The sequence below is a fragment of the Kordia sp. SMS9 genome (assembly GCF_003352465.1).
GTDB lineage: Bacteria > Bacteroidota > Bacteroidia > Flavobacteriales > Flavobacteriaceae > Kordia.
On sequence record NZ_CP031153.1, the window covers coordinates 5,106,431 to 5,131,385 of the forward strand.

Consider the following 24,955-nt stretch of genomic DNA (forward strand, 5'->3'; position numbering starts at 1 on the left):
ACAGCGCATGCATATTTTGATGAATAGCAGTATGGGATTCTGAATCAAGTTCAGAATGAAGCACTTTGCAATTTATTATATTTTTTACTTCAACTTAGCTTTACATATTTCTACGATACTGTCCTCCAACTTCAAATAAAGATGCCGTAATTTGTCCTAACGAACATACTTTACACACTTCCATCAAGGCTTCAAAGATGTTTTCATTGTTGACGGCTTTTCGCTGTAATTCAAGCAATAATTCGTCGGTATCATGTGCTTTGTGAAGGTTTTCTAAGATCTTGATTTGATATTGCTTTTCTTCTTCTGTAGCACGAATGACTTCTTTCGGAATCACCGTTGGCGAACCTTTACTACTTAGAAATGTATTTACACCGATAATCGGGAATTGTCCGTTGTGTTTCAAAGTTTCGTAATACAAACTTTCTTCCTGAATTTTTGAACGTTGGTACATGGTTTCCATCGCGCCCAACACGCCACCACGTTCTGTGATTCGGTCGAATTCTGCCAACACTGCTTCTTCTACCAAATCCGTTAATTCTTCAATGATGAACGAACCTTGAATTGGATTTTCGTTTTTCGCCAAGCCTAATTCTTTGTTGATAATCAACTGAATTGCCATCGCTCTACGAACCGATTCTTCCGTTGGTGTTGTAATCGCTTCGTCATACGCGTTGGTGTGTAAGGAATTACAGTTATCGTAAATCGCGTATAACGCTTGCAAAGTGGTACGAATGTCGTTGAAATCAATTTCTTGCGCATGCAAACTACGTCCCGAAGTTTGAATGTGATATTTCAACATTTGCGCACGTGCATTGGCTCCGTATTTATGTTTTAAGGCTTTCGCCCAGATTTTACGTGCTACACGACCAATCACAGCATATTCTGGATCGATTCCGTTGGAGAAGAAAAATGATAAGTTGGGACCAAATTTATTGATGTCCATTCCGCGACTTAAATAGTATTCTACATACGTGAAACCGTTTGATAATGTCAATGCCAATTGCGTGATTGGATTCGCGCCAGCTTCCGCGATGTGATATCCAGAGATAGACACCGAATAGAAGTTACGCACATTGTTTTCGATAAAATATTCTTGTACGTCTCCCATCAATCGCAACGCAAATTCTGTAGAGAATATACAGGTGTTTTGTGCCTGATCTTCTTTTAAAATATCAGCCTGAACCGTTCCACGAACTTGTGCAATGGTTTTCGCTTTGATGTCTTCGTAAATTTCTTTTGGCAACACTTGATCGCCTGTAACTCCAAGCAACATCAAACCTAAACCGTTGTTGCTTTCTGGCAATTCGCCATTGTATTGCGGACGTTCTTTTCCTTTGTAGATTTCGGCAATTTTTGCTTCAACTTCTGCTTCGAGTCCGTTTTCTTTGATGTATTTTTCACATTGCTGATCAATCGCTGCATTCATAAAGAATCCTAACAACATGGGCGCCGGACCGTTGATCGTCATACTTACTGACGTCATTTTATCTGCTAGATCAAACCCAGAATAGAGCTTTTTTGCATCATCCAAACAACAGATAGAAACACCTGCATTTCCAATTTTACCATAAATATCTGGTCGCAAATCTGGATCGTTTCCGTACAACGTTACACTGTCAAACGCTGTAGATAAACGTTTCGCGGGCATTCCTGCACTTACGTAGTGAAAACGCTTATTGGTACGTTCTGGTCCGCCTTCTCCGGCAAACATACGCGCTGGATCTTCTCCTGTACGTTTAAACGGATACAATCCTGAGGTATATGGAAATTCTCCTGGTACGTTTTCTTGCAAACACCATTTTAAAATATCGCCCCAAGCTTGGTATTTTGGCAAGGCAACTTTCGGAATTTGCACGTGTGATAAGGATTCGGTATGTGTATCAATTTTGATCTCTTTGTCACGCACTTTAAACGTGTAGATCGGGTTTTTATATGTGTTTACTTTTTCGTTCCAGCCATTGATGATTTCCCAGTTGTACGGATCAAGGTTTAGCTTGACGCGATCGAATTCTTTCAATAACAATTTGACCAAATCAATGTCATCTTCTTTCTCGATACGATCTAAAATGATAGTTTCATCCAAGCCCGTTTTTGACATAAACGTCATCTCGACTGCGCTTGATGTCACATTTGTGATGGAAGCGATGGTTTTATAGATTCCGTACAAACGTTGCGCCACTTCTACTTGCGTTTCGGCTTTTTTGTCATACGCTCGGTTGTTTTCTGCTATTTCAGATAAGTAGCGTGTTCTTGATGGTGGAATGACGAATATTTTTTCGCTAATTTCACTAGAAATCTTGGAAGTCGATTGTAAATCTGCTTCCGTTTTTTCTACCAATTTGTCCATCACCGCTTTGTACAATGTGTTCATTCCTGGATCGTTGAACTGTGAAGCAATCGTTCCAAATACTGGCAAGTCATCTTGATGCACATCCCACAAATTGTTGTTACGCATGTATTGTTTTTTTACATCGCGCAACGCATCTAATGAACCGCGTTTGTCAAATTTGTTGATGGCAACTAAATCCGCAAAATCGAGCATGTCAATTTTTTCCAATTGCGTCGCCGCTCCAAATTCTGGTGTCATTACGTATAAAGCCACATCGCTGTGTTCCATGATTTCTGTATCCGATTGTCCAATTCCAGAGGTTTCCAGAATGATTAAATCGTATTCTGCTGCTTTTAAGACTTCAATCGCTTCATTTACATATTTAGATAAGGCTAAATTCGATTGGCGTGTTGCCAAACTACGCATGTATACTCTTGGCGAGTTGATGGCGTTCATACGAATACGATCGCCCAACAATGCACCACCAGTTTTACGTTTGGATGGATCTACCGAAATAAGTCCAATGGTTTTTTCTGGAAAGTCTATTAAAAATCGACGTACCAATTCGTCTACCAAACTTGATTTTCCAGCACCACCAGTTCCTGTAATTCCTAATACTGGCGTTTTTGAGGTTTTATTTTTGATATGAATTGTATCTAGTGCATCTTTCGCAACTTCTGGAAAGTTTTCGGCAGAAGAAATGACACGAGCAATTGCTTTTGGATTTTTTTCATGGAGAATGTTCACTTCGCCATTTAAAGTATCGCCAATGGCATAATCAGATTTTTGTACCAAATCGTTGATCATTCCTTGCAAGCCCATTTCGCGTCCATCATCGGGTGAATAGATACGCGTGATTCCATAGTCCATCAGTTCTTTGATTTCTTCTGGAAGAATCACACCGCCGCCGCCGCCAAATATTTTGATGTGTCCCGCACCTTTTTCTTGTAACAGATCGTACATGTATTTAAAATACTCGTTGTGTCCACCTTGGTAGGAAGTCATTGCAATGGCATTGGCATCTTCTTGAATGGCCGTATTTACGACTTCTTCTACGCTTCTATCGTGTCCTAAATGAATGACTTCTACACCTGTAGATTGAATAATTCGTCGCATGATATTGATTGCGGCATCGTGTCCATCAAACAATGAAGCTGCTGTTACGATTCGTACTTTATAGGTTGGTTTATAGGGTTGCGCTTGTTCCATCTGTAATGAAGTATCTATTTTAGGGCTGCAATTTACGGATTATTCAAAAAAATCGAACATTTTTTAAGAAATATATAAGATTCTAATATTACTCAATAAATGACGCTAGACCGCTACGCTGTTAGATTTTAGAATCAAGACTTGTTTGTGATTGTATGTGCATCTTAGGTATTTCATTTTTAGAGTCCGAAACGCATTCCTTCTTCCGCAAATTGAAAACCTTGTGCTTCCAAACTGTCTTTTAACACATTTGCATCTTGCAATGCAGGATTGGAGTGATTGAAATGTATGAAGATGACTTTATTTTTGGTAGCTTTGTCTTCGTTTTCAAAGAGTTTTGCGGTTTCTACAATGAACGGATGTGGTACTTCGCTCATCGGTCTTGGAATTTCGCCATCTTTGAAGAAAGTAGCATCTAAAAAAGCATAGTCTACTTTTTTAACTTCTGCTACAATATTTTTTTCCCAAAGTTGCCATTTATTAATATCTGGAATGAACAAGGCCGATTTGTGTTGTCCTTGAATTCTATAGCCGACCGTTTCTGAGAATTCGTCACGATGTGGTACTAAAAAAGGCGTTATTTGAAGTCCGTTTGTCAACTCTACGGAAGTGTTATGACTTAACTTTTTTAGCGCAATATTTTTAAGAGAAACTAGCTGACTCCAAGGTCCGTTCGTTTCTAGAAAGTTTTTCATTTTTGGCATCGCATAGACTGGAATTTGCGTTGCGTCCATAGCTTCGCGCCCAAAATACATAAGTCCTGTGTAATGACCAATGTGTGCATGCGTGAGAAAAACACCGTCAATTACATTGGTGGTTTCAAGCTGTTTGGAAAGGTGTTGAATTTGTTGTGCGATGTCGGGCGTGGCATCAAATATCCATTTTTTCTTTGCCTTGAGATCTATTAAACCCAAACAAGAGATTAGTTTTTTGGCAACTTTCCCTTCATGATATGGTTGACAACAGGTTTTGTGACAGTTGATTTGCGGATAGCCTGCATCTTGCGCCGTTCCTAATACGGTAAGGTATTGATCAGAAATGATCGTTTTCTTTTCTTGCTGACAGCTTGTAAAGAATACTAGTAAAACTAATAACCAGGTTTTTTTCATGTACGATTTTTTAATATTTCCCTGTTACGTGATCTTTGATGAGTTTGTATTGAAAGCTATTGAGTCGTTTGGCATCGTGTTCTTTTTCTATCAATGCTGAAATTTTTTGGTAATATTGTTTGTCTGAATGTCTAAAAATCAACCAAATGTCTAGATTTTGACATTGTACACTTGCATCACTTAACCAACCATATTTTTCAGTTAATTGCAGCAATTTTTCCGTGTTTTCGACGTCTAATTTTCGTTGCAATACCCAAACAGAATCAATCACATGTTTAGGATAGGTACTTTTTCTACCAAACTTTCCATCTTTTAATATTTTTCCATTTCGATGCTTTTGATCGTTTTCAATCATTTTTTTGAGCAGTGTACACATTTCAGTCTTATTCGGGATGGATTCCTGAGCAACTGCCCAAAGTGAACTGAGTACTATTATATAACTGAGTAGTTTTTTCACGGTAGTTGGATTCTATTTGTAGCATAAGATAGTGTTTTTCTTGCGATTGATTCTTCTTAAATTTCACAGCAAACAAAGTCGTAGTTTTAATTATTCGTGTATTTTTGTGTGGTACGATTTTGGAATCCATTAAACCTTTTGTACTTTTTTACAGTCTAAAAAATCTTAAATATATACTCATGAAAAAAATTATTATTGCTTTTGTTGGATTATTGATGTTGAATTCTTGTGCAGAGTTACAACAAGTTGTAAATCAATTGCCACAAGGCGGAACACTTGGAAATGCTGATATTGCAGCAGGATTGCGACAAGCGTTGGATTTTGGAATTGATAAGCAAGTACAAAAATTGACATTGAAAGATGGTTTTTATAACAACAGTCTTGTCAAAATTTTAATGCCAGAAGAATTACAAAAAGTAGATAAAGCCTTGCGTAAAATAGGATTGGGAAGTTTGGCAGATGATGGCATTAAAATGCTAAACAGAGCTGCGGAAGATGCTGTAAAAGAGGCAACTCCGATTTTTGTAAATGCCGTGAAAGATATTACGTTTACGGATGCAAAGAATATTTTATTGGGCGCAGATAACGCCGCTACACAATATTTGGAAGGAAAAACAACCACAGCGTTGTATAATAAGTTTCAACCTGTAATTCAAAATTCGTTTGCCAAGGTAGGCGCGGACAAAATTTGGACAAATTTGATTAATAATTACAACAGAATCCCATTAGTGAATAAGGTAAATCCTGATTTGACCGATTACGTAACCACGGAAGCACTGAAAGGTGTGTATACGATGATTGCAGTTGAGGAACAAAAAATTCGCACTAAAGTAGGATCGAGAACTACGGATTTGCTGAAGAAGGTTTTTGCGTTGCAGGATTAGTTTTTTTAGCTGTTGGCTGTTGGCTGTTGGCTGTTGGCTGTTGGCTGTTGGCTGTTGGCTGTTGGCTGTTGGAAAAATACTTTTTTCATTTAAAATTCAACATTTAGCATTTAGCATTTAAGATATACATAACACCATTGCAGGATTTATTTTGCGATGGTTTTTTTATGGGAAACCGTAAACAATTAATAGTTTTTTTACTTATTATTACATATTAAAACCACAATGTAAGATGACTAAAAAGCTACAAAGAATTGCTGCAATTATAACTTTTATTGGTGTCTTAGTTGCCTTATTTTTAAACATTAATAAGATTAAGAATTTGTTTTCATCCAATGCAGATATTACTGGAGAATGGTATGTAAGTTTTCAAGTTAACGAAACAATGCATAATGCGTATCAAGGAAAAGTGAGTGAGTATAAAATACATTTTATGCAAAATAGTGAGCAAATTAAAGGTGATGGAGAAAAGTGGAAGTATGACAATAAAGAACTGCCTTCAAATGAACATGATCCGCTAATAATTACAGGGAAATATAAAAATGATAGTATTTATTGTACGTACATACTGAAAGGTAAATTACGAGAAAGTACAGGAAGTTTTGTTGTTGCATTGGAAAATAATGAATTGAAAGGACATTTTTCCGGAACTGCCGCAGCTTCAAAAGGAAGTGTTCATGGTAAACGAGTTAAGTAACAGATGAAATATCTTTTCTCCATATTCTTTTTTGCTACAGTTTCATGGTATTGCCAAGCCCAAAATGTCTACAAAACACCTTCGGGAGCGCGATATCATTTGAGTTCGTGTAGAATGGTGGAAAATGTTTCTAGCAAATTATCAGGCGTTTCGGAAATTGATCAGTATCAATTAACACCTTGTAAAATTTGCAAACCACCTCCAAAACATAAGTTACGGAAAGGAAATAATCTAAGAGATAAATCTGTGGGAACTTCCAAAAAAACAGTTCGCTGCAAAGACATTACTCAAAAAGGAACTCGTTGTCAACATAAAACACATCTGGCAAATGGCTATTGTTTTCAACATACAAAACAAGATCAAAATTCACCTAAAAACGCTTCTAATTCATCAAAAAATACAACGTCACTTTGTGGTGCGCGGACAAAGTCTGGAAAACGTTGCCGACGTAAAGTAAAAGGTAGCGGATTTTGTTATCAGCACGATTGATTTTGGTTATTAATTGAAAATTGAAAAGGTGAAAAGATTGAATGAAAATAACTTCTCATTGTTAGTTTCTCACTTTCAGCGAGTTTGATAAAATACTGCGTTTTTCATTGGAATTTTTGTTCTTTTTACACACTAAATTCGTAGCAATTTTGTACCTTATTAAGATAACTCTTAATTACACACCATGGATAGAATAAAAATATACACAACCAACGAACAGATTCAGGCAATGGACGCCAAACATATTTTAAGTGAAGCCGGAATTAACTATTTTGAAATCAATAAAATGGATCGTTCGTATGCAGGAATGTTAGGCGGCGATATTGAATTGCATGTTGCCAAAGAAGATGCGGAAAAAGCATTGGAGCTGCTTGCTGATTTAAAATAGACTTGATGAAATTACGAATTAGGCGTTGAATGCTTCTTCCTGCTTTTTAGGTAACATCAATTTATAAACTCACTAAAATACTAGCGCAACAAACAAGTCTATTATGACGAGAACACCAAAAATCATTACTCCTGAAGAAAAAACGGATTCACTTTTAGGCGGCATGCGCAATTTATTATTAAATTCGGAACAAACTGCTGGCGATGTGTATTTAGTAGAAGGATTGATGCCGAAAGGAAGTGAAGTTCCGCTACATGTTCACACCAAAGAAGACGAGATTTTTCATGTACTCGAAGGCGAAGTCGAATTGATGCTAGGCGATGAAACGATACACGCAAAAGAAGGAACAATTATTTATTTACCTAGAAACATACAACACGGTATTAAGACCTTGGGTGAAGAAACGGCGCGCGTATTGAATTATGTAATTCCTGGTCAAAATTTTGAAAACTTCTTTAACGAAATGAAACAATTGGGCAAAGATGTTTCTCCCGAAAAAAGGAGTGAGCTTGCCAGCAAGTATGGGATTTCATTTCTGTAAACATATACATTTCGTAGACATACTGCATTTTTTGTACCTAAAAACAAACTCTCAAGTAAAATATTTTTTAAATTTCTATGGAAATTAATCACCAAAAGAAAATTTTACGTGTATCGAAATCGTCAAACAATAGTTCCAGGTAAACAACTTGCCGTTGCACATAGTTTACAAAAAAAGCCGAATCGTGGTGCGATTTTCCAATTGGTTGATAATAGAGCTGTTTCAAGTCTTGAAGAACATTTATTTCATCAAAAAAATAAAGATCAAGTATTACAAAGACAAGTAATTCAACTTGGCAAAGGCAAATATGGAGATTCTGCAAAATTAGCAAGAGAGCGCTTTAAATTAGGTGGAGGAAAAAAAGTTAAAAGGGTTGATTTTAAAAAATGGAAACGCGGAAGAGAAGCACAACATTTAATTCCTGCACAAGTGTGCAGAGATTACGGAATTCCGAAGTCTTGGGCAAATAGTGCTACAAACGGAATGATGCTACCTTCTGGCAGACGTAGAACCAATCACTTACGTTTAACACGTTTAGACAAAGGGAAAATGCACCATATTAAAGGTGGTGGAAGTCATCCAAATTACAATAAATATGCTTTTAGACTTGCAAAGCAGTATCAATGGAAAAAAGGAAAAGTTACAAGAACTCAGTTTGACAAACTCACGGGCGTTTTAAGGAAAGAAAATAGACCTAAAAGATCAGGTGCTGCGAGTGGATATATTGATGATTTGGGCTAAATCTAAGTGTTTTCACCCTTTTTTTCTGCTTATAATTTTTAGTACATTGCTCACACTTAAAAAGTTATCATTATGGAATGTTCAAATCTGCTAGAAGCAGCGTTAAAAAAAAGAAATATTGATCAATCGTTATTTCAAGAATCAACAGATAAAGTATTGATTACCGATTTGCAACGAACGCTTTTCGAATTGGGCTTTCGCAAAGAATTAAAGTGGGACAATTACCAAGCTGATGGCGATTATGGAAATGCTACAACTGCGGCAGTTGCTGCTTTTGCCAAAAAAAATAATTTTCAAAGTGATGGAAAATCTGTTACGGACGATTTGGCTAAGTTGATTTTAGAACGACACGATTTTCTCCCAGAAATGTATGTGTTGTGGGCAATTCACGATTCTGATCTTCGTACTAAAAAGTACATTTCCAAAGGCACAAAAATGAGCGTTACAGCAATTCAAGTATTTTTGAATACAGAAGGCTATGGCGAACAATTGAATTTTGAAAAGTTTGGTGCCGATGGTTTTTATGGAAATAGCACCCGAAATGCAGTTATAAAATATGCCAATGACAACGGAATTGACTCTGATGGCGACTCGCTCACACGACCGTTGATTGATCTTTTCCTAAAAGACATCAAACGATATTATGGAAGTAGTTGGAGCGATTTGGCACCTAAAAATCTTCCCAATAAAAAATCGCCTTTGGTGTTATTTGAAGCTTCTAATTTTTCAGGAAAACCCTGTAGAGCTGATGTTGAATTTGTGCCTGCGCTCGAAAAAATTAACGGTTATGCCAAAAAAGCCAATGTTTTTGTGTACGTAACAAGTTCGTTTCGAACCACTACCAATGTGCAAGGTGCAATTGTACCGCCAGCTACGTTTTCCAATCATCTAGCAGGACACGGAATTGATATGAATTTACAGTATGGTAATGGACAATGGGCAAACTCAAAAGTATTGACTAAGTATCCAAACGTTCCCGAGCCTGTAAAGTACTTTTTAAGCCTAATTATTGACGACCCTGAATTGCGCTGGGGCGGAAATTTCAACACCAAAGATCCTGTACATATCGACGATCATTTGAACAAAGACAGAGCTGTTTGGAAAAAACGCTATCAAGCGATGCAAGAAGCTGTACAACTTGGAAAAGTATAGCCTTAGCTATCGTTTTATTTTATAACGCAGAAGTTGATGTGGAACTTCGTCCAAATATTTTAGACATTAGATCGGATGAATTTGGAAGATATTACTATCATCACAACGAGTTTGGTGGTTGTACGAACTAGAACAATACAACAATGCTATTGCTACGTTTGATGTTGCATTACACTTATATTCAAATTTCGCGGAAGTTATTCATTACAAAGCAATTTGCCTTCAAAAATTAGGAAACTCAGCGCAAGTAACGCAATCATTTGAATCCGCAAATCGTGAAGGCAAACTAGGAAATACTATTAACGAAGACAATGCGGTGTATGAATTGTATCCGTATCAAATTCGTTGGTAATCATTGTTGTTTCTTTCAGAAAAAATAAAAAGCAAATCAAAGTTCGCAAACATTTAATCCCAACATGGTAAACATGACTCAGAAGGTGGAGGACAAGAAGTTGATGGTACACAATGATCGGTTAATCTATCAGGAGGACAAGGACCTGTAATACAACCGATAAGTTTCGAAATATCAATGTATCCACCAGATATATTCTCCCCATTCAGTGAAGAAATTGATTTCTTATTTAACTTGAGCGATGTTAGATTCTTTTTTTTCATTTCATTATATTTTAGAATTAATAATGAAACGAATCTAATACAAGAGCTAGGCGAATACAAGTTATACGTATGACGATTCCGTGAATTGGCGGAAATTCAAAATGTAGCGTATACAAATCGTATACAACTTCTGTTTTTATGTAGTATACAGTCTGTTCATTATATAATATTCTGTAACTTCATTAAAAATATTATATGTATCATTCTGCCAAAAAATCAAAAAAGCAACAAAAAGCAGTGGGTAATATTACATTATCAAAAAAGAATGCTCCTTTTGAATTCGTGGATAATCGTCCGCATCAACTTATAGAAAAAAACGCTTTAAAAAATTCTTCTGAAAGTCCAGATAGCACCCATCTTATTTATCAATTAGGCAAGAAGAAAAAGGATGAAAAAATTGGTCCGCCTAAAATGTATAAAATAGTAAAAGAAGGTTGGAACGATGAAGAAGCAATGGAAAAACATTGCTGGAGTTATTGTGAAGACTCACATGTAACACTTGTGAATGCCGCTAGAAAGTTGGGGTTAGATCCGCCAATGCTAGGACACGGTTCTAAAAAAGTCGCAGGTGGAACCGCTAAAGATGCTACTTTATACAATGTCTTTAAAACATATATGGAGTATAAGTTGAAAGATTATTCAGGACGTACTTTGGATAAAAAAGCTAAACAGGCTCTAAAAGAATAGGTATCTATTTTCCAATAGCTATTTGACTTTTACATACAAACCATCAAACGCAGTTTTCCAGGTTTTTTGATCGTTCGAAGTTTCCCAATGTTGCCGAACCGAACCATTTTTGTTGAGTGTCCACGTAACTCTGTTTACATATTTTTGACCTTTCGGAGAAGTAAGCTCATCGCTCATTAAAATCATTTGGTTTCCTACTCTATCTCCTTTTAGATGCAAACTCGCGCCTTGATTGTCGATCCAAATTTGTTCCCATTGTTTTTTCTGAGCATTGTAAAAATTATAGCTTGTTCCGGTATACTTTGCCTTCGCACTTGTCCAATTTTCGCGTAACACACAATCATCTTCAATTTTAGTAATTGTATTATTTCCTGCAAAAGTACCATCGGGATTGGTGACTTTCCAAGTTCCTACCCAAAAGTCAAACGCTTGATGGTTTTCGGTACAACATTTACATTTGCTTTGTTGTGCTGTCAATGTAAACGAAGCTATTGCAATACAAATGAGTAGTAATTTTTTCATACTATGAGGAATTAATTTATGGGAATTAAGATACTGTAAATTTTAATGTCTCCATCAAAAAAAAGCTTTTTCACTGATACTCAAACCCTAAACTTTTGCATTAATTAACATTTTTTAATCAATTTCTAATATTCTCTTAACATATAAATCTAGGTTTTCATCCTATATTTGTACTGTTGTAAAATTCTACTACAACATTTTTTGGGTTAGTTAAAAAATAGAAAATCGGGTCTCATTACCCGATTTTTTTATGTAATTGTTTAAAGTACTCAAAAGCTTTCGCAAGTCGTGAACCATACCAACTAAAATATTCGCCGTCTACAAAAACGATTTTTGCATGCTGCGTACATCGTCCAAGTTCAAACGCGTGTTCCTCTTTAAAAGGATATGGCTCTGAAGATAGCATTACAATAGCTGGATTGCCTTCTAAACGCATTTTTTTGATTTCTACTTCTGGATATCTTCCGTGTGATGCGTATATATTTTCAAATTTGCACAGTGTCAATAAATAATTGATAAACGTATCTTCTCCCGCTACCATCCAAGGTTTTCGCCAAATAAAATAGGCTACCTTTTGCACGGGAATGTCTCTGACAAATTCTTGAAAATCTTTTAAATAAAATTGAATCTTATTGTTAATTTTTGAAGCTTCTGTGTTGCACTTCAACATGGCACCATATTGCGAAATCATTTCCATAGATTCATCAATATTTTTTACATCCGAAACATGTACAGGAAATAATTTCTCCAGTTCTTCAACAATTTCTTTGCTGTTTTCTTCTTTGTTGCAGAGAATCAAATCGGGGTGTAATTCCTTTATTTTTTCTAATTTAATATTTTTTGTGCCACCCACAACGGTTTTGGTACTTTTAAAATGATACGGATGTACACAAAATTTGGTGATCCCCACAATGCGTTCTTCCAACCCTAAATCATATAACAATTCTGTTTGCGATGGCACTAACGAAACAATTCGCTGCGGTGGTTTTTCCAACGTAAAAGTTCGTTGCATTTGATCGGTGAATTCCATACTTCGACAGGCGCTGTATTAGTTATAATTGAAAGGTTATTTCGTTAATATTACAGCCATTTGCACTTGTAATTCTTGTGCTTTTTTCGCTGCTGCAGATGCAAAATCTGCTTCGTTGGATGCGTAGATAATCCCACGAGAAGAATTGATCAACAAACCAACCGTGTCTGTCATTCCGTATTTGCAAACGTCCTGTAAGTTTCCGCCTTGCGCACCCACACCAGGAACGAGTAGAAAGCTCTCAGGAACAATCGCTCGGATTTCTCCTAAAAAAGAAGCTTTCGTCGCACCAACTACGTACATTAAATTTTCGCTGTTCTCCCATGTTTTAGACGTTTCTAGCACATGTTTGTACACTTCTTTCCCTTCAATAGTTTTCGTTTGAAAATCGAACGCGCCTTTATTGGAAGTCAACGCCAATAAAATAGTATGTTTTCCTTCAAAAGCTAAAAAAGGTTCTACCGAATCTTTCCCCATATATGGTGCCACTGTTACCGAATCGAAAGCTAAATCTTCAAAAAACGCTTTCGCATACATGCTCGACGTATTTCCGATATCGCCGCGTTTTGCATCGGCGATCGTAAAAATTTCAGGATGCTTGGTGTTTAGATATTGAATCGTTTTTTCCAATGCTTGCCAACCTTTAATTCCGTATGCTTCATAAAATGCCGTATTGGGTTTGTAAGCGACTGCTAAATGCTGTGTAGCATCAATAATTGCTTTGTTAAACTCAAAAATCGGATCGTCAGTTTCTAACAGGAATTTTGGAATCTTATTCAAATCCACATCCAATCCTATACATAGAAATGATTTCTTTTTATGAATTTCTGCAATTAGTTGTGTTGTGGTCATTGTTATTTTTGTTGCTGGTTGTTAACTGCTAGTTGCTGGTTGTTAGTTGTTAGTTGTTAGTTGTTTGTTGCTGGTTGCTTTACATAAGGGATTTTTTCATAACACACAAACAACAGACAACTACTAACTGACAACTACATTAAAACTCACTCGCTTCTTTTAACTTTTCTGTATTTTCAACAAGCATCAATTCATCTAAAATCTTTTGAATATCTCCATTGATAATGTTTGACAAATCGTACAGTGTCAATCCAATTCTGTGGTCCGTGACACGACCTTGTGGATAATTGTAGGTTCTAATTTTGGCACTTCTATCACCTGAAGAAACCATGCTTTTACGACGAGCAGAATCTGCTGCCAATTTCTTTTCCAATTCCTTTTCATACAAACGCGAACGTAAAACTTTCAACGCTTTTTCTAAGTTTTTATGTGACGATTTTTGATCTTGACAACTTACCACTAATCCCGATGGTCCGTGATGCAATCGAATGGCAGAATACGTTGTGTTTACCGATTGTCCTCCAGGTCCTGTAGAGGTGGTACGTTCTATTCGTACATCGTTCATGTCTAATTCTACATCAAATTCTTCGGCTTCAGGCAATACCATGACGGTTGCTGCACTTGTGTGTACACGGCCTTGCGTTTCTGTTTGTGGCACACGTTGTACACGATGCACACCAGCTTCAAACTTCATGGTTCCGTATACATCTTCACCAGAGACTTCAAAAATAATTTCTTTGAACCCGCCAGAAGTTCCTTCACTGTAATCTACTACGCTTACATTCCAACCGCGACCTTCGCAATATTTTGTATACATTCGGTGTAAGTCTCCCGCAAAAATACTGGCTTCGTCTCCTCCAGTTCCTGCGCGTACTTCCACCACTACATTTTTACTATCTTCTGGATCTTTAGGGATTAATAAGAATTTAATTTCTTCTTCCAACACTGGCAATGCATCTTTAGCTTCATCCAATTGCATTTTTGCCATTTCTACCATTTCGGCATCGCTTCCATCAGAAATAATTTCTTCAGCTTCGGCAATGTTGTCTATGAGTTCTTTGTATACATCGCGTTTTTCTACGAGTATTTTAAGATCTTTATATTCTTTATTGAGTTGTACGTATCTTTTTTGATCTGCAATGATGTCTGGTTGAATAATTAAATCATTCACCTCATCAAAACGTTGCTTTACTATTTCTAACTTTTCTAACATGGAACTTCTCTTTTCAGGTTTGCAAATTTACAATTTTTATTGATTGTTTATAGTTTTCTATTGATGATCTAAAACACTTTCTACAATGTCGCAATTTTCTTTTGAATAGAATTGAATTATCTTACTTTAAAATTGCACATTTAGTACTAGAATATTGAGTAACCATTAAAATGAACACACATGAAAAAAAGAGATTTGAATTCATTAAAATTAAACAAAAGTATTATTTCATCATTAAAGGGAGGATTGCACAGCATTCCTATTGATAGTGACTGCACTTCTTTAGGAGATGGAACGCCATGTCCTGATACGAAACGCGATTGTGGTACACAAAGTTAAAGATACTTTACGAATTGCATATTTTAAATGTATAGCTGCATCATTTTCTTCGGAAGATGATGCAGTTTTCTTTTTTACAAACATTACTATTATTACGGATTTTCCATCGGCAACATCCATCATTTCTTAGTAGTTTTATAGCTTAACCACAAACCTATATATCATGAAAAAAAAGCAAATTAATTTAAAACAATTAGCATTAAAAAAGTCGAGAGTAGCATCATTGGAATCTGATGGATTAAAAGGAGGATTTCAGTCGTGGACAGGAACTGCGGAGCCATGTTTTCCTAGTGAATTTGGATGTGGCGGAACTTTTGGTTGCCCACAAGAAACTGACGGTTGTCCTCAATATACTGATGCATGCGTAACCGTTGGTTATGGTTGTCCAGCACCTACAAACGGATGTGGATTCACACAAATTGGATGTCAATCTGATTCAGTTTGTCCTCCAGGAGTTCAATGCTACTAAGAATTATTTTTAAATCACAAACAAGAAAGGCTTTCATGTATTTGAAAGCTTTTTTTATACCAATTATTTTCATTTTATTACCATTTACACAGTATTACTTTTATTTCTTTATTTAGCAATTCCATTTTGATAGCTTTGAGACGTATACACTCAAAATTTATAATCATGAAAAAACAAAAATTATTGCTAAAAAAATTACAACTTTCCAAGTCAAAAGTTTCTAATTTTTCTACACATCAAATTGTTGGCGGCTCATTTTTGTGCGTCACTGATACTTGTTGCGGTCCGCCAAAATCTGTATATCCAGATATCTGTCCAGTTTCGGACGGTTGTCCAAATCCTTCGGATGCATGTCCATCTGCGGCTTGTCATTCTTTTGATTGTCAAACCATAGTAGGCTGCACAACAGATGCTCCAACTTTGGCTTGTTGGTAAAAGTTATACCAATTTATACATAAAATGACACAAAATAACAAAGGCTTTCAAATACATGAAAGCCTTTGCTGTAGGTTATTTTGGGTAAGATTTATATTTTTTAGAATACACGTACAATGTTGAATCCGAAGAAAATATCGCCGTCAGTCCAATCGCCTTCTCCATAACTTAAAAATCCTGGTTCGTTTGTCGATTGTGCATTAGAGAATAACAATTGAAATACGTGTCCGCCAGTTTCAATATCCACACCAATTGTTAATGGATTTTTAAAGGCAGTATCATCCGCTCTACTAAAGTTATACGCATAATCCATATTGATCGACATACGTTTGCTTACTTTTAAGCGTCCACCGATTCCCATGGCAAATTGATCGTGTTTTTGCGAAGACTCTAACGTTAAGTTGTGACGCACATACGATGGTGCCAATTCCAAAGAAAAGCTGTTGTTAAATCTTCTTGAGATTAATAGTTGTGTGGTATAGCTTAAACGATCTTCAAACGTTAAGAACGGAAAGCGATCTTTTCGTACTTGCGTGTTGATATTCGCGGTAGCATACCCAACCAAACTTACGGGAAAGGCATCTGACTGATCTTTTAGCTTCATTTTTGTAGAAAGCGCATAGGTTTGGCGCAACGATTCTCTACTGATTCCAAATTGCCAACCTTCAAAAAGTCCGTATACCAATTGAATTCTTGTATTGGCATTGTCAAATCCGAAAAATGTGGTCAATCCGTCATCTAAGGTTCCAAATCGGTGTGATACATATAGATAAAAATCGCCTTTTGCTGCGACTTTTGTCGATTGTATATTCATAATTCGCATCGCCTTAAATGCTGGCGACACAAAGGTTTCTGGTGTTGCTTCGTCTTCTAATTCGTCAAGTAAATCATCTTGCGCAAGCAAACTTATACTGCTCAAACAGCATAAAAGAAATATGTAATAATGTTTCATTTGTATTATTTTTTGAGAATGATGGCTTTATCTAGTTTCAATTCGCCAAGCAAATCGTCGTAACCAATGATTCTTCCTTTGATTCTTATTTTTTGGTCTTCTGTTAAGTTGTCGGTTTTGGTTCCTTCTTCGAGTTGAAAGTAGAAACTTCCATCCACGGAAATCCCTTTTACGTCTTTTGCTGTGATAACGCCCGTTACTTCAATGACTTTATCGCCTGCTTTTGACCATTCATCTGCGTTGGCTTCCATTTTACTTTCAAATTCTTGGGCACTTCCTGTGTACACAACTTCCATATCATCTAGCGTTTTGTGAGCTTTGTAGATGTATAAATATCCTCCAACTCCAACAATGACTAGTACGACTAAGGCAATGAGTATTCTTTTTTTACTTTTTTTCGATAAGCTCATAATTCAAAGTGATGTTAATTTCTTTAGCTATTTTTTCACGAACAATACTTGGAATTTCAATTCCGAAATCTTGTGGTTTTACAGAAAGAAATGATGCAACCATTATTTTGTCTCCATTTTTGGAAACTTTTGCTGTAGTGGCTACTTCTTTGGCTTTTCCTCTTACCGTAAGTGTTCCTGTCAAGTTGTATTCTTTGGCTGTACTGGATAGATCGGACATATTGAAACCTTCTAGTTTTCCTTTGAAAGTTGCTTTTGGAAATTTATCCGAATCCATATAGTTTTCGTTAAAATGTTCTTCCATCAACGCTACTTTGAAGTGAAATGATTTGATAAATAGCAACGCTGCTAATTCGCCAGAGTCCACTTTTAAGACCGCTGTTGTACTGTTACTTTTTGCTTCTACTGGCTCAAATGCTTCTACCGAAGCTTTGAAATCGGTCGTTCCTGTTTTGGTATAGTATTTTTGTGCTGCAACAGTTCCGACTGCTAAAAACAAGCACAGGTGTAGTAATTTCTTCATATTGTTTATTATTGGTGTTGATTTAATTTTCTAAAAATCCATCTGCTGCCCATTGTTCAATAATTTGACGGTTTTCTGGCGGCATTTGCCCTGATGGTGGCATTGGGTTGGAGGCATTATTGATACGATTGATTACGTTTCCTTGCTCCACGCCTGCTCTGGCGTTGGCATATCCATCTAATTGTAAACCTGCGTTTGCACTTGGTCCACTGTGGCAACCTACACAGGTACTGTTGAGAATAGGCGCTACATCATCGTCATACGTTACACTTTCTACAATTGGTGGTAAATCTTCAATTTCCACTTCGTCAATCGTATTCGTGGTACAGTTGTAAAGTGTAGCAATGACTACTGATACTATTACTAAAGTTACTTTTCGATACATTGTTTTTAATTTAATTCTTATGTTAGGTTTATTATGATTTTGCTGATTCTTTTTCTTTTTCTGAACGTACTAATTTTTTATGAATTTAGACTATTGTCTTTAGTTACACAATTTTTCCCCATCATTTCTAAAACAGTGTAAATTAACACCATTTTCCCTTGTAAATACTAAAGAAATTGCTTGAAGCGGAAATATACCCCTTGAAAAGGAATCCTGTTTTTGGATGATTCTGTGATTATTTCTGAGTTTTTCATGCTTGTTCTTTTGTGTCTTTGTACAACTCGTATTGGTAGGATTCTAAAAAATAAAAGTAGTCGCATTTTGAATGCTTCCCTGTAACGAATCCGCTTTTTACTAGTAATTTTCCGACAGTTTGACGTATTTTTAATAGTTTATACTATTTTTAATTTATTATGAATCAAATACATAGCATTTTAATTCATTGCGGCAACTTCCGTAGGACGCACACCAAATTCTTTTTTGAAGCATTTGGAGAAGTACGACGGACTTGAAAAGCCATATTTAAACGCTATTTCAGCCACAGTGTCCGAATTGGCTAACAATGCAGTTTTCGCTTTGTTGAGTCGGATGAATGTGATGAGCTGACTTGGCGATTTTCCAGTTGCATCTTTTATGCGACGTTGTAATTTTCGTTCACTCACGCCTGTTTCTCGCGTGAGCATTTCCACACCAAAAGCATTGTTATCTAGGTGTTCATCAATAATTTTTATGACATCTTCTAGGAATGAATCATATTTTGAAAAACCATACGGAAATGATGTTTTCACTTCTGTATTTGATGTATCTGTTACATGATACAACTTGCAAAGTTGATGCGTTTTATAGGTTAAAATGGACGTATCTTTCGAGAAATTGAATGCGACACCTGACAGCAAATGTTTGATGGCTTGTGTTACTAAAATTTTGTTTGGCTTTATCAACGATAAAATTGACGCAATCATGTAATTGTCTCTTTTCGTTAAAGGATCGTCATGATTTGCAGCACTTTCTTTCATGTAAATACCAGCCGAAAATGGTATTCCTTTTGCTTTTAAATCATTTAATATGTTGATTCCCGAAGCAATGGCTTTGCTTGGCACTTCAAACGCAGCCATAAAAAACTTTTTTTCTTTGCTGATGATGGTTCCTCCATTTTGAATGATGAAATCATCCAATTCCTGAGATTTTACACTGAAGTTAGAAGCGTTGATGATTTGTCCGAATAAAATGGTAGAGAGTCTTTTTTTATAACAACCATCACACGGAGGCAATTGACGAATGAATGTTTTCATTTCGTCCAACACTTCTCTGGTATTTCCAGCCCAAAATAGATGATCGTTTCCGTCAAATTCTACAAATTTTGCATCGTTGATGCGTTCTGCAATGAATTTGCCTTCTTCAATTTTTACATCAATGTCGTTGGTACGCTGCATTAACAACGTAGGTACTTTTATATACTCTAAGATATCAATGATGTTTACTTGTGTGTTCATTTTGGTGAGTTTCATGGCAGCTCTTGGGCTTGCACCTGAACGAAAGTAACTTGCCAACCAGCTCATAAATTGCCGATCGTTTGCTTTGGATGGCACTAAGGATTCTAGGTTCATTTCTCCACTTCCCCAGTCATTTTCTATCATGTCGTACACCTTTTGACGTTCTTCATCCGTTGGCGCCCAAGGATAATCTTCGGAATATCTTCGTTTTGCAAAAATTCCAAATGTAATCAATGCAATCACACGATTTGGATACGTGGCGCTGAATAAAGCCGAAACACTTCCGCCTTCCGAATGTCCAAATAGAATGGCTTTTTTGGAATTGGTGGCATCCATGACGGCTTTGATATCTTCCATGCGTTCTTCTAGCGTAGACAATTCCACAATACGATCGGACAAACCTGTGCCTCTTTTATCAAAAAGAATGATGCGCACTGATTTTCCAAGTTCTTGAAAAAAGTCTACCAATTCTGGACACGCCCACATCCAGTCGATGTTGGAAATCCAACCTGGAATGTACACCAAATCTATCGGGCCAGAACCAAAAACTTGGTAGGCAATGCTAAGGTTTCCGCTTTTTGTGTATTGTATTTTAGGAATCATCTGTATATTTTATGCTATTTAATACTAAGCCATAGCGTAGGTTACTATGTAATAATAATTTTCAACTTACCATAAAAAAATAAACTTCTATATATGAGTTAAGCTATCAAAAAATTGATATTTATCCTAATTTGGAACATAAAAGTTATTGTGTTTCATTATTACATGCAATGGTTACAATTTGGGGTTGTACCATTATTTTTTTATCAATTTGATGGTTTTGCTTGCTTCTTCACTGTAAAGTTTCATGAGGTACATTCCGCTTTGTAGGTTGTTAACATCTATCGTTTCTAAACGTGTGTTTTGCGTTTTTACCATTTGTCCGTTCACATTGTATATTTCAATACGTTCAATACGTGTTTCAGGGCTTTTAATGTTTACTGTAGTCACAGCAGGATTTGGATAAACCGAAAGGTTTTCTAGTAGTGTATCTTCTACCGAAAGGGTAGAAAAATCAAATGAAGGCGTTCCAGATAATCCAGAAGCATTTGGGTCTACTACATTGACAAATTCTGCGGTTCCGTTGTCAATCATATCTGCTTGCATGAAACTTTTTAACGGAGTTACTGTCGTTGCTAATGCAGAATTGTTGGCTAATATTTCTAGAGTTCCGCTTGTTGGTGCGCCATTTATTTGAAATGTTACTATTGATGTCGTTGTTCCTGCAGATGGTGCTGGTAATGATGCAGGACTTCCCAAAGTTTCTGTTATTAAGTATCCGTCAATTGTTGGTTGTGCTACATTGGTTCCGTCGAAGAACGTAGCACTTGCAGCTCCTCCAAGAGAAGAGGTTACCGTTGCGGTAACTCCGTCAGGCACAATAATGGTGAATCCGTAACTCTGTACAGAGGTTGCAAAGTTAGATGCGCTCGCATTCGGCACCGCTCCAACAGAGAAACTGTAATTTCCATTGTCAATTAGTGTGTACGTATAGCCATCTTGGGCATTCATTTGTACGGTAAATAGGCAGTAAATTGCCATGAATAGATTGGTTGTAAAAGTAATTTTGTTCATCATGTTAATATTTAGTATTCGTATTTAGTTTTCTGGTAATTGTTTAGTGTTTGAAACATAGTTTCAGAGTTGATAATTTATTTGGCTAATGTCACATATATCGTGTGTTTACGCTGCATAAATCTTCCCGAAAGGGAAAAAACACCTCTAAAAAGGAAAAATAGTTTTGGTTTATATGACATTTTAATCTTGAGTTGGTAATTGTTCTTCTATTTGAAAGGTGCTAAAGTTTAAAAAGTTCCCTGGATGCGCTAAAACATTTTGTAAGATGAGTGGCGAATCTGCTACTCCACCTTCGTATTGTGTAGTTCCACTTAGATTCACATCATTGTCATTGTAGCCGTTGATGATGAATGTGGAAAAGTTGAGAAAGTTTCCAGGATCATTTAAAGCTGCTGACAATATTGCGGTCGTATCTGGTGTGCCTCCTTGGTATTGTACAATGCTGTCTCCATTTACATTTCCTGCCCACATTCCTAACGTGTTTGCTGGCATTCCTGCATCGGTTTGTGCATTAATTCCAAAAGTGATTGGATTGATGGCGTTAGCAAAGTCAATTATTGTTATGACAGAAGATAATCGCTTTGCATTCGCCATCATGATTCCTAAGTGATTTCGATGTTTTATTGCGATGAAGTAATCGCCCACGTTTGCTGCAAATTGTATTGGAGAAACGGCATCCATACCCACAATGTCGCCATCGCGTTGTAAGAGAGCAGACCTACTTTCTATGATAATCGTATTGTCTAAAGGATCGCGTAGTTCAACAAAAACCCAATCTACAATTGCATCGCTACCTGTAGTTGTATTTACTAGAATTGTATCAAAAATTGCCAAACCGTCTCCATACGGACTTATGAATGGTAGTAAACCTGCCGCTCGCAAATCGTCGCGCATTACATCTTCTTCTCCTGTGTTTGGGTTGAGACTTGCGCCTTGTAAATACACTTTTAGCGCGAGTGCTTTGGAAGCACCTGTGATTGATTTAAAACCTGTCCAACCAGCGTTTGTGTAGGGCTGAACGTTTCCTGATCGTACAAATAAATTGATAGTAGAACGATTGGTAAAGGTATTGTTCCCATTCGTTTGATTGTTTAGTGATGGTGGCGTAAATCCTTCTAGAATAAACGTTTTTAGCGGATTATTTTGAAAAGCTCTTCTACCGATACTAGTGATGGAAGGCGGAACGACTACAGAAGTTAATTGATTATTTCGTAACGCATCTGCTACGATAGCTGTAATTGCAAAGTTTTCTGTACCATTGTTTGCGGAAGTTGGAATAATTAACTCACCTGTTATACTACTATCCACAATTTCAACGGTATTAGGAGTTAATGTTCGGATTCTGAACGTAATGTTAGTGTCATCAAATTCATTAAAAACCGCTGGATCTTGTCCGTTGATCGTTGCAAAACCTGTCCAACCGCTGGTTAAATAGTTTAATTCTGTATTTGTAGGAACAATTAGTGCTATATTACCTCTACTTCCTTGGAAAGAATCTGAATTGCTTCCCCCAGTAATACTTGGTGGTGTTGTATTTAAGACGATCACTTCCGTTAGCGGGTTATTTCTAAAACAATTATTTCCTAGTGAATTTACATTCGCAGGAATCGTCACCGTCGTTAATTGATTGTTTCTAAATGCTTGTGCTGGAATGGTGGAAATATTTTCAGATATAGTTACACTAGCTAAGTTATTTGTCTCAAAAGCGCCATTTCCTAAAGAAGTAATTGTATTGGGAATGACTAAGTCTCCTCCGATTTGATTTAGACGAAATGCTCTAAAACTAATGACGCGCACGCTTGAAGGAATGGTCAGGCTTGTAAGCTGATTGCTTTGAAAAGCGAAATTATCAATATTTCGTAGTGTATTTGGCAGTTGTACACTGGTCAAGTTTGTATTTTCAAAGGCACTTTGCCCAACTCTTACTACTGAGAACGTAGTTCCTTGTGTGGTTACACTTGCATCAATTATTAAATCTTGCGGAATGTTGGTTCCACCTTTAATTGCTACTTCGTTTGGTGATAACGACGTGATTTCATAGTCAAAATTGTTTTCAGTAAATGTTGATCCAACAATGAGAGCCACTACGCCATTTACAGAAGCAAAGCCTGTCCAACCTGCGTTTTCATAGGCAGTTTCTGTTCCTGAAGGAACTGTCAAAGCAATACTTGCTGGCGTATCAAATGTAAACTCTATGTTTCCTACTGTTGGCGGAGTTGTTGCCAATACTGCTACAGTTGTGATAGGATTGTTAAAAAAAGCAAAACCATCAATTGTTGTGACACTGGCAGGAATTGTAATATCTGCAATATTATTAGCCTGAAAAGCAAAATCATCAATTACGGTAATTCCGTCTGGTATGCTGATGCTGGTTAAGTTATTACTACTAAAAGCACTTCTGCTTATTGTTGTCAAACCAGTTGAAAATGTAATACTAGTAATTTGATTGTCAAAAAATGCACGTTCTTCCATAGAAGTTACAGTGTTTGGAAGTAGTACGTCCGCCAATTGATTGTCTCTAAATGCAGCATTTTTTATAGTAGCGAGCGCAGAAGGTAATGCAATACTTGTCAATTGATTTCCTCTAAAAGCTTCTATTCCAATTTCAGTAATAGTATTTGGCAATGAAACACTTGTCAATTGCGCATTTAAAAAAGCATAATTAGCAATTTTTGTGACAGTGAAATTTGTAGTGTTAAAAGTTACACTTGAAGGAATTGTAATACTTCCCGTAAGTGTACTGCTAATCACCGAAACTGTATTTCCAGCTTGTGAGTTAATGCCATAAGTAATGTTATTTACTTCAAATAAGTTCAAAGTTCCATTGACTGTAGCAAAACCTGTCCAGCCATTGTTTAGGTAATCATCTATAGCTATTGAAGGCACAATTAAATCTATATTGCTTGGCGTTCCAAAAGAGTCTCCAAATACGGTTGCTGGCGTATTTCCTAAGGCAATCACTTCTGTGAGTCCTGTGTTTACAAAAGCTTGATTATCAATAAATCGAATCGTACTTGGAATGGTAACACTTGTTAGATCCGTATTGTTAGCAAATGCTTCAAAGTAAATTTCAACAACAGTATAGGTTACATCTTGAAAGGTAACACTGCTTGGTATGGTATATTGACCTGTTATAGGAGCAGATGATGATATAGCTACTTCATCCGGATTAAAGTTTATAACTTCGTAAAATGTTCCATCTACTGTGAATCCGCCGCCGCCTTCAAGTTCTTGAGCATTCGTTTTTAGCATTCCAAAACATACAATTAGTACGGATATGGTTGCTAGTAATTTTTTTTTCATGATTATGTGTGTGTTTAGTATACGCTGCTAAAGTCTTTGAAATTGACTGATAATCCTTTTAAAATTGCGTAAAAGGGAAATATCATCTTCAAAAAGGAAAAAAACAGT

26 protein-coding genes are annotated in these 24,955 nt (G+C 36.5%); 12 read left to right on the top strand and 14 right to left on the bottom strand.

The window, feature by feature from the left end:
* Nucleotides 1–100 precede the first annotated feature (100 nt).
* The 3 genes from KORDIASMS9_RS21620 to KORDIASMS9_RS21630 all read right to left on the bottom strand — a co-directional run bounded on the left by KORDIASMS9_RS21620 (nucleotide 101) and on the right by KORDIASMS9_RS21630 (nucleotide 5,107).
* On the bottom strand, nucleotides 101–3,541 hold the full coding sequence (locus tag KORDIASMS9_RS21620; RefSeq protein ID WP_114904848.1) for a methylmalonyl-CoA mutase family protein: 3,441 nt from the start codon (nucleotides 3,539–3,541) through the stop codon (nucleotides 101–103).
* Between the two features lie 179 nt (nucleotides 3,542–3,720).
* Nucleotides 3,721–4,650, bottom strand: a complete 930-nt coding sequence (locus KORDIASMS9_RS21625) for an MBL fold metallo-hydrolase (protein ID WP_114904849.1) — start codon at nucleotides 4,648–4,650, stop codon at nucleotides 3,721–3,723.
* A 10-nt stretch (nucleotides 4,651–4,660) separates the two neighbouring features.
* The gene (locus KORDIASMS9_RS21630; RefSeq protein WP_162820107.1) at nucleotides 4,661–5,107 is read right to left on the bottom strand and encodes a hypothetical protein; all 447 of its coding nucleotides are present in this window, start codon (nucleotides 5,105–5,107) and stop codon (nucleotides 4,661–4,663) included.
* A gap of 179 nt (nucleotides 5,108–5,286) precedes the next feature.
* Between KORDIASMS9_RS21630 and KORDIASMS9_RS21640 the strand changes: the two genes are divergently transcribed.
* The 9 genes from KORDIASMS9_RS21640 (at nucleotide 5,287) to KORDIASMS9_RS21680 (ending at nucleotide 11,301) form a co-directional block, all read left to right on the top strand.
* Entirely contained in the window at nucleotides 5,287–5,991 is a 705-nt protein-coding gene (locus tag KORDIASMS9_RS21640) for a DUF4197 domain-containing protein (RefSeq protein WP_114904852.1), read from the top strand.
* A gap of 232 nt (nucleotides 5,992–6,223) precedes the next feature.
* The gene (locus KORDIASMS9_RS21645) at nucleotides 6,224–6,688 is read left to right on the top strand and encodes a hypothetical protein (protein ID WP_114904853.1); all 465 of its coding nucleotides are present in this window, start codon (nucleotides 6,224–6,226) and stop codon (nucleotides 6,686–6,688) included.
* A gap of 3 nt (nucleotides 6,689–6,691) precedes the next feature.
* On the top strand, nucleotides 6,692–7,177 hold the full coding sequence (locus tag KORDIASMS9_RS21650) for a DUF5763 domain-containing protein (RefSeq protein WP_162820108.1): 486 nt from the start codon (nucleotides 6,692–6,694) through the stop codon (nucleotides 7,175–7,177).
* A gap of 184 nt (nucleotides 7,178–7,361) precedes the next feature.
* Nucleotides 7,362–7,565: a DUF2007 domain-containing protein gene (locus KORDIASMS9_RS21655; RefSeq protein ID WP_114904855.1), complete on the top strand. Its 204-nt coding sequence runs from the start codon at nucleotides 7,362–7,364 to the stop codon at nucleotides 7,563–7,565.
* A 103-nt stretch (nucleotides 7,566–7,668) separates the two neighbouring features.
* The gene (locus KORDIASMS9_RS21660; RefSeq protein WP_114904856.1) at nucleotides 7,669–8,106 is read left to right on the top strand and encodes a cupin domain-containing protein; all 438 of its coding nucleotides are present in this window, start codon (nucleotides 7,669–7,671) and stop codon (nucleotides 8,104–8,106) included.
* Nucleotides 8,107–8,214: 108 nt separating this feature from the next.
* Nucleotides 8,215–8,847 (top strand): hypothetical protein, encoded by a 633-nt coding sequence (locus tag KORDIASMS9_RS21665; RefSeq protein WP_114904857.1) that lies wholly within the window; start codon nucleotides 8,215–8,217, stop codon nucleotides 8,845–8,847.
* 72 nt (nucleotides 8,848–8,919) lie between these two features.
* Nucleotides 8,920–9,999: a M15 family metallopeptidase gene (locus KORDIASMS9_RS21670; RefSeq protein WP_114904858.1), complete on the top strand. Its 1,080-nt coding sequence runs from the start codon at nucleotides 8,920–8,922 to the stop codon at nucleotides 9,997–9,999.
* A 118-nt stretch (nucleotides 10,000–10,117) separates the two neighbouring features.
* The gene (locus KORDIASMS9_RS21675) at nucleotides 10,118–10,351 is read left to right on the top strand and encodes a hypothetical protein (RefSeq protein ID WP_114904859.1); all 234 of its coding nucleotides are present in this window, start codon (nucleotides 10,118–10,120) and stop codon (nucleotides 10,349–10,351) included.
* A 458-nt stretch (nucleotides 10,352–10,809) separates the two neighbouring features.
* Nucleotides 10,810–11,301: a hypothetical protein gene (locus KORDIASMS9_RS21680; RefSeq protein WP_114904860.1), complete on the top strand. Its 492-nt coding sequence runs from the start codon at nucleotides 10,810–10,812 to the stop codon at nucleotides 11,299–11,301.
* A gap of 18 nt (nucleotides 11,302–11,319) precedes the next feature.
* On the opposite strand, the gene KORDIASMS9_RS21685 is transcribed toward KORDIASMS9_RS21680, so the two are convergent.
* From KORDIASMS9_RS21685 to prfA, 4 genes are all read right to left on the bottom strand, one after another.
* Nucleotides 11,320–11,823, bottom strand: a complete 504-nt coding sequence (locus KORDIASMS9_RS21685) for a hypothetical protein (protein WP_114904861.1) — start codon at nucleotides 11,821–11,823, stop codon at nucleotides 11,320–11,322.
* 235 nt (nucleotides 11,824–12,058) lie between these two features.
* Nucleotides 12,059–12,853 (bottom strand): ABC transporter substrate-binding protein, encoded by a 795-nt coding sequence (locus KORDIASMS9_RS21690; protein WP_114904862.1) that lies wholly within the window; start codon nucleotides 12,851–12,853, stop codon nucleotides 12,059–12,061.
* 36 nt (nucleotides 12,854–12,889) lie between these two features.
* On the bottom strand, nucleotides 12,890–13,705 hold the full coding sequence (gene pyrF, locus KORDIASMS9_RS21695) for an orotidine-5'-phosphate decarboxylase (protein WP_114904863.1): 816 nt from the start codon (nucleotides 13,703–13,705) through the stop codon (nucleotides 12,890–12,892).
* 139 nt (nucleotides 13,706–13,844) lie between these two features.
* Complete coding sequence (gene prfA, locus KORDIASMS9_RS21700) at nucleotides 13,845–14,918, bottom strand: peptide chain release factor 1 (RefSeq protein ID WP_114904864.1); 1,074 nt, start codon at nucleotides 14,916–14,918, stop codon at nucleotides 13,845–13,847.
* Between the two features lie 180 nt (nucleotides 14,919–15,098).
* Here prfA and KORDIASMS9_RS23555 point away from each other — a divergent pair, with 180 nt between their 5' ends.
* From KORDIASMS9_RS23555 to KORDIASMS9_RS21710, 3 genes are all read left to right on the top strand, one after another.
* Nucleotides 15,099–15,257 carry a hypothetical protein gene (locus KORDIASMS9_RS23555; protein ID WP_162820109.1) on the top strand — a complete coding sequence of 53 codons (159 nt, stop codon included), beginning with the start codon at nucleotides 15,099–15,101 and terminating at the stop codon, nucleotides 15,255–15,257.
* A gap of 163 nt (nucleotides 15,258–15,420) precedes the next feature.
* The gene (locus tag KORDIASMS9_RS21705; RefSeq protein WP_114904865.1) at nucleotides 15,421–15,726 is read left to right on the top strand and encodes a hypothetical protein; all 306 of its coding nucleotides are present in this window, start codon (nucleotides 15,421–15,423) and stop codon (nucleotides 15,724–15,726) included.
* Between the two features lie 165 nt (nucleotides 15,727–15,891).
* Complete coding sequence (locus tag KORDIASMS9_RS21710; protein ID WP_114904866.1) at nucleotides 15,892–16,161, top strand: hypothetical protein; 270 nt, start codon at nucleotides 15,892–15,894, stop codon at nucleotides 16,159–16,161.
* 100 nt (nucleotides 16,162–16,261) lie between these two features.
* Here KORDIASMS9_RS21710 and KORDIASMS9_RS21715 read toward each other — a convergent pair whose 3' ends face one another.
* The 7 genes from KORDIASMS9_RS21715 to KORDIASMS9_RS21745 form a co-directional block, all read right to left on the bottom strand.
* Nucleotides 16,262–17,113 (bottom strand): DUF5777 family beta-barrel protein, encoded by an 852-nt coding sequence (locus KORDIASMS9_RS21715; protein WP_114904867.1) that lies wholly within the window; start codon nucleotides 17,111–17,113, stop codon nucleotides 16,262–16,264.
* 5 nt (nucleotides 17,114–17,118) lie between these two features.
* A complete protein-coding gene (locus KORDIASMS9_RS21720; RefSeq protein WP_114904868.1) occupies nucleotides 17,119–17,523 on the bottom strand; it encodes a hypothetical protein in 405 nt (134 codons plus the stop codon).
* Nucleotides 17,501–18,046, bottom strand: a complete 546-nt coding sequence (locus KORDIASMS9_RS21725) for a YceI family protein (protein WP_240321097.1) — start codon at nucleotides 18,044–18,046, stop codon at nucleotides 17,501–17,503. Before KORDIASMS9_RS21725 ends, KORDIASMS9_RS21720 begins: the two co-directional genes overlap by 23 nt.
* A gap of 22 nt (nucleotides 18,047–18,068) precedes the next feature.
* Nucleotides 18,069–18,431 (bottom strand): cytochrome c, encoded by a 363-nt coding sequence (locus KORDIASMS9_RS21730; protein WP_114904869.1) that lies wholly within the window; start codon nucleotides 18,429–18,431, stop codon nucleotides 18,069–18,071.
* Between the two features lie 434 nt (nucleotides 18,432–18,865).
* Entirely contained in the window at nucleotides 18,866–20,527 is a 1,662-nt protein-coding gene (locus KORDIASMS9_RS21735) for an alpha/beta fold hydrolase (protein WP_114904870.1), read from the bottom strand.
* A 195-nt stretch (nucleotides 20,528–20,722) separates the two neighbouring features.
* Nucleotides 20,723–21,544: a T9SS type A sorting domain-containing protein gene (locus KORDIASMS9_RS21740; RefSeq protein ID WP_240321098.1), complete on the bottom strand. Its 822-nt coding sequence runs from the start codon at nucleotides 21,542–21,544 to the stop codon at nucleotides 20,723–20,725.
* A gap of 180 nt (nucleotides 21,545–21,724) precedes the next feature.
* Nucleotides 21,725–24,847, bottom strand: a complete 3,123-nt coding sequence (locus tag KORDIASMS9_RS21745) for a leucine-rich repeat domain-containing protein (RefSeq protein WP_114904872.1) — start codon at nucleotides 24,845–24,847, stop codon at nucleotides 21,725–21,727.
* Nucleotides 24,848–24,955 lie beyond the last annotated feature (108 nt).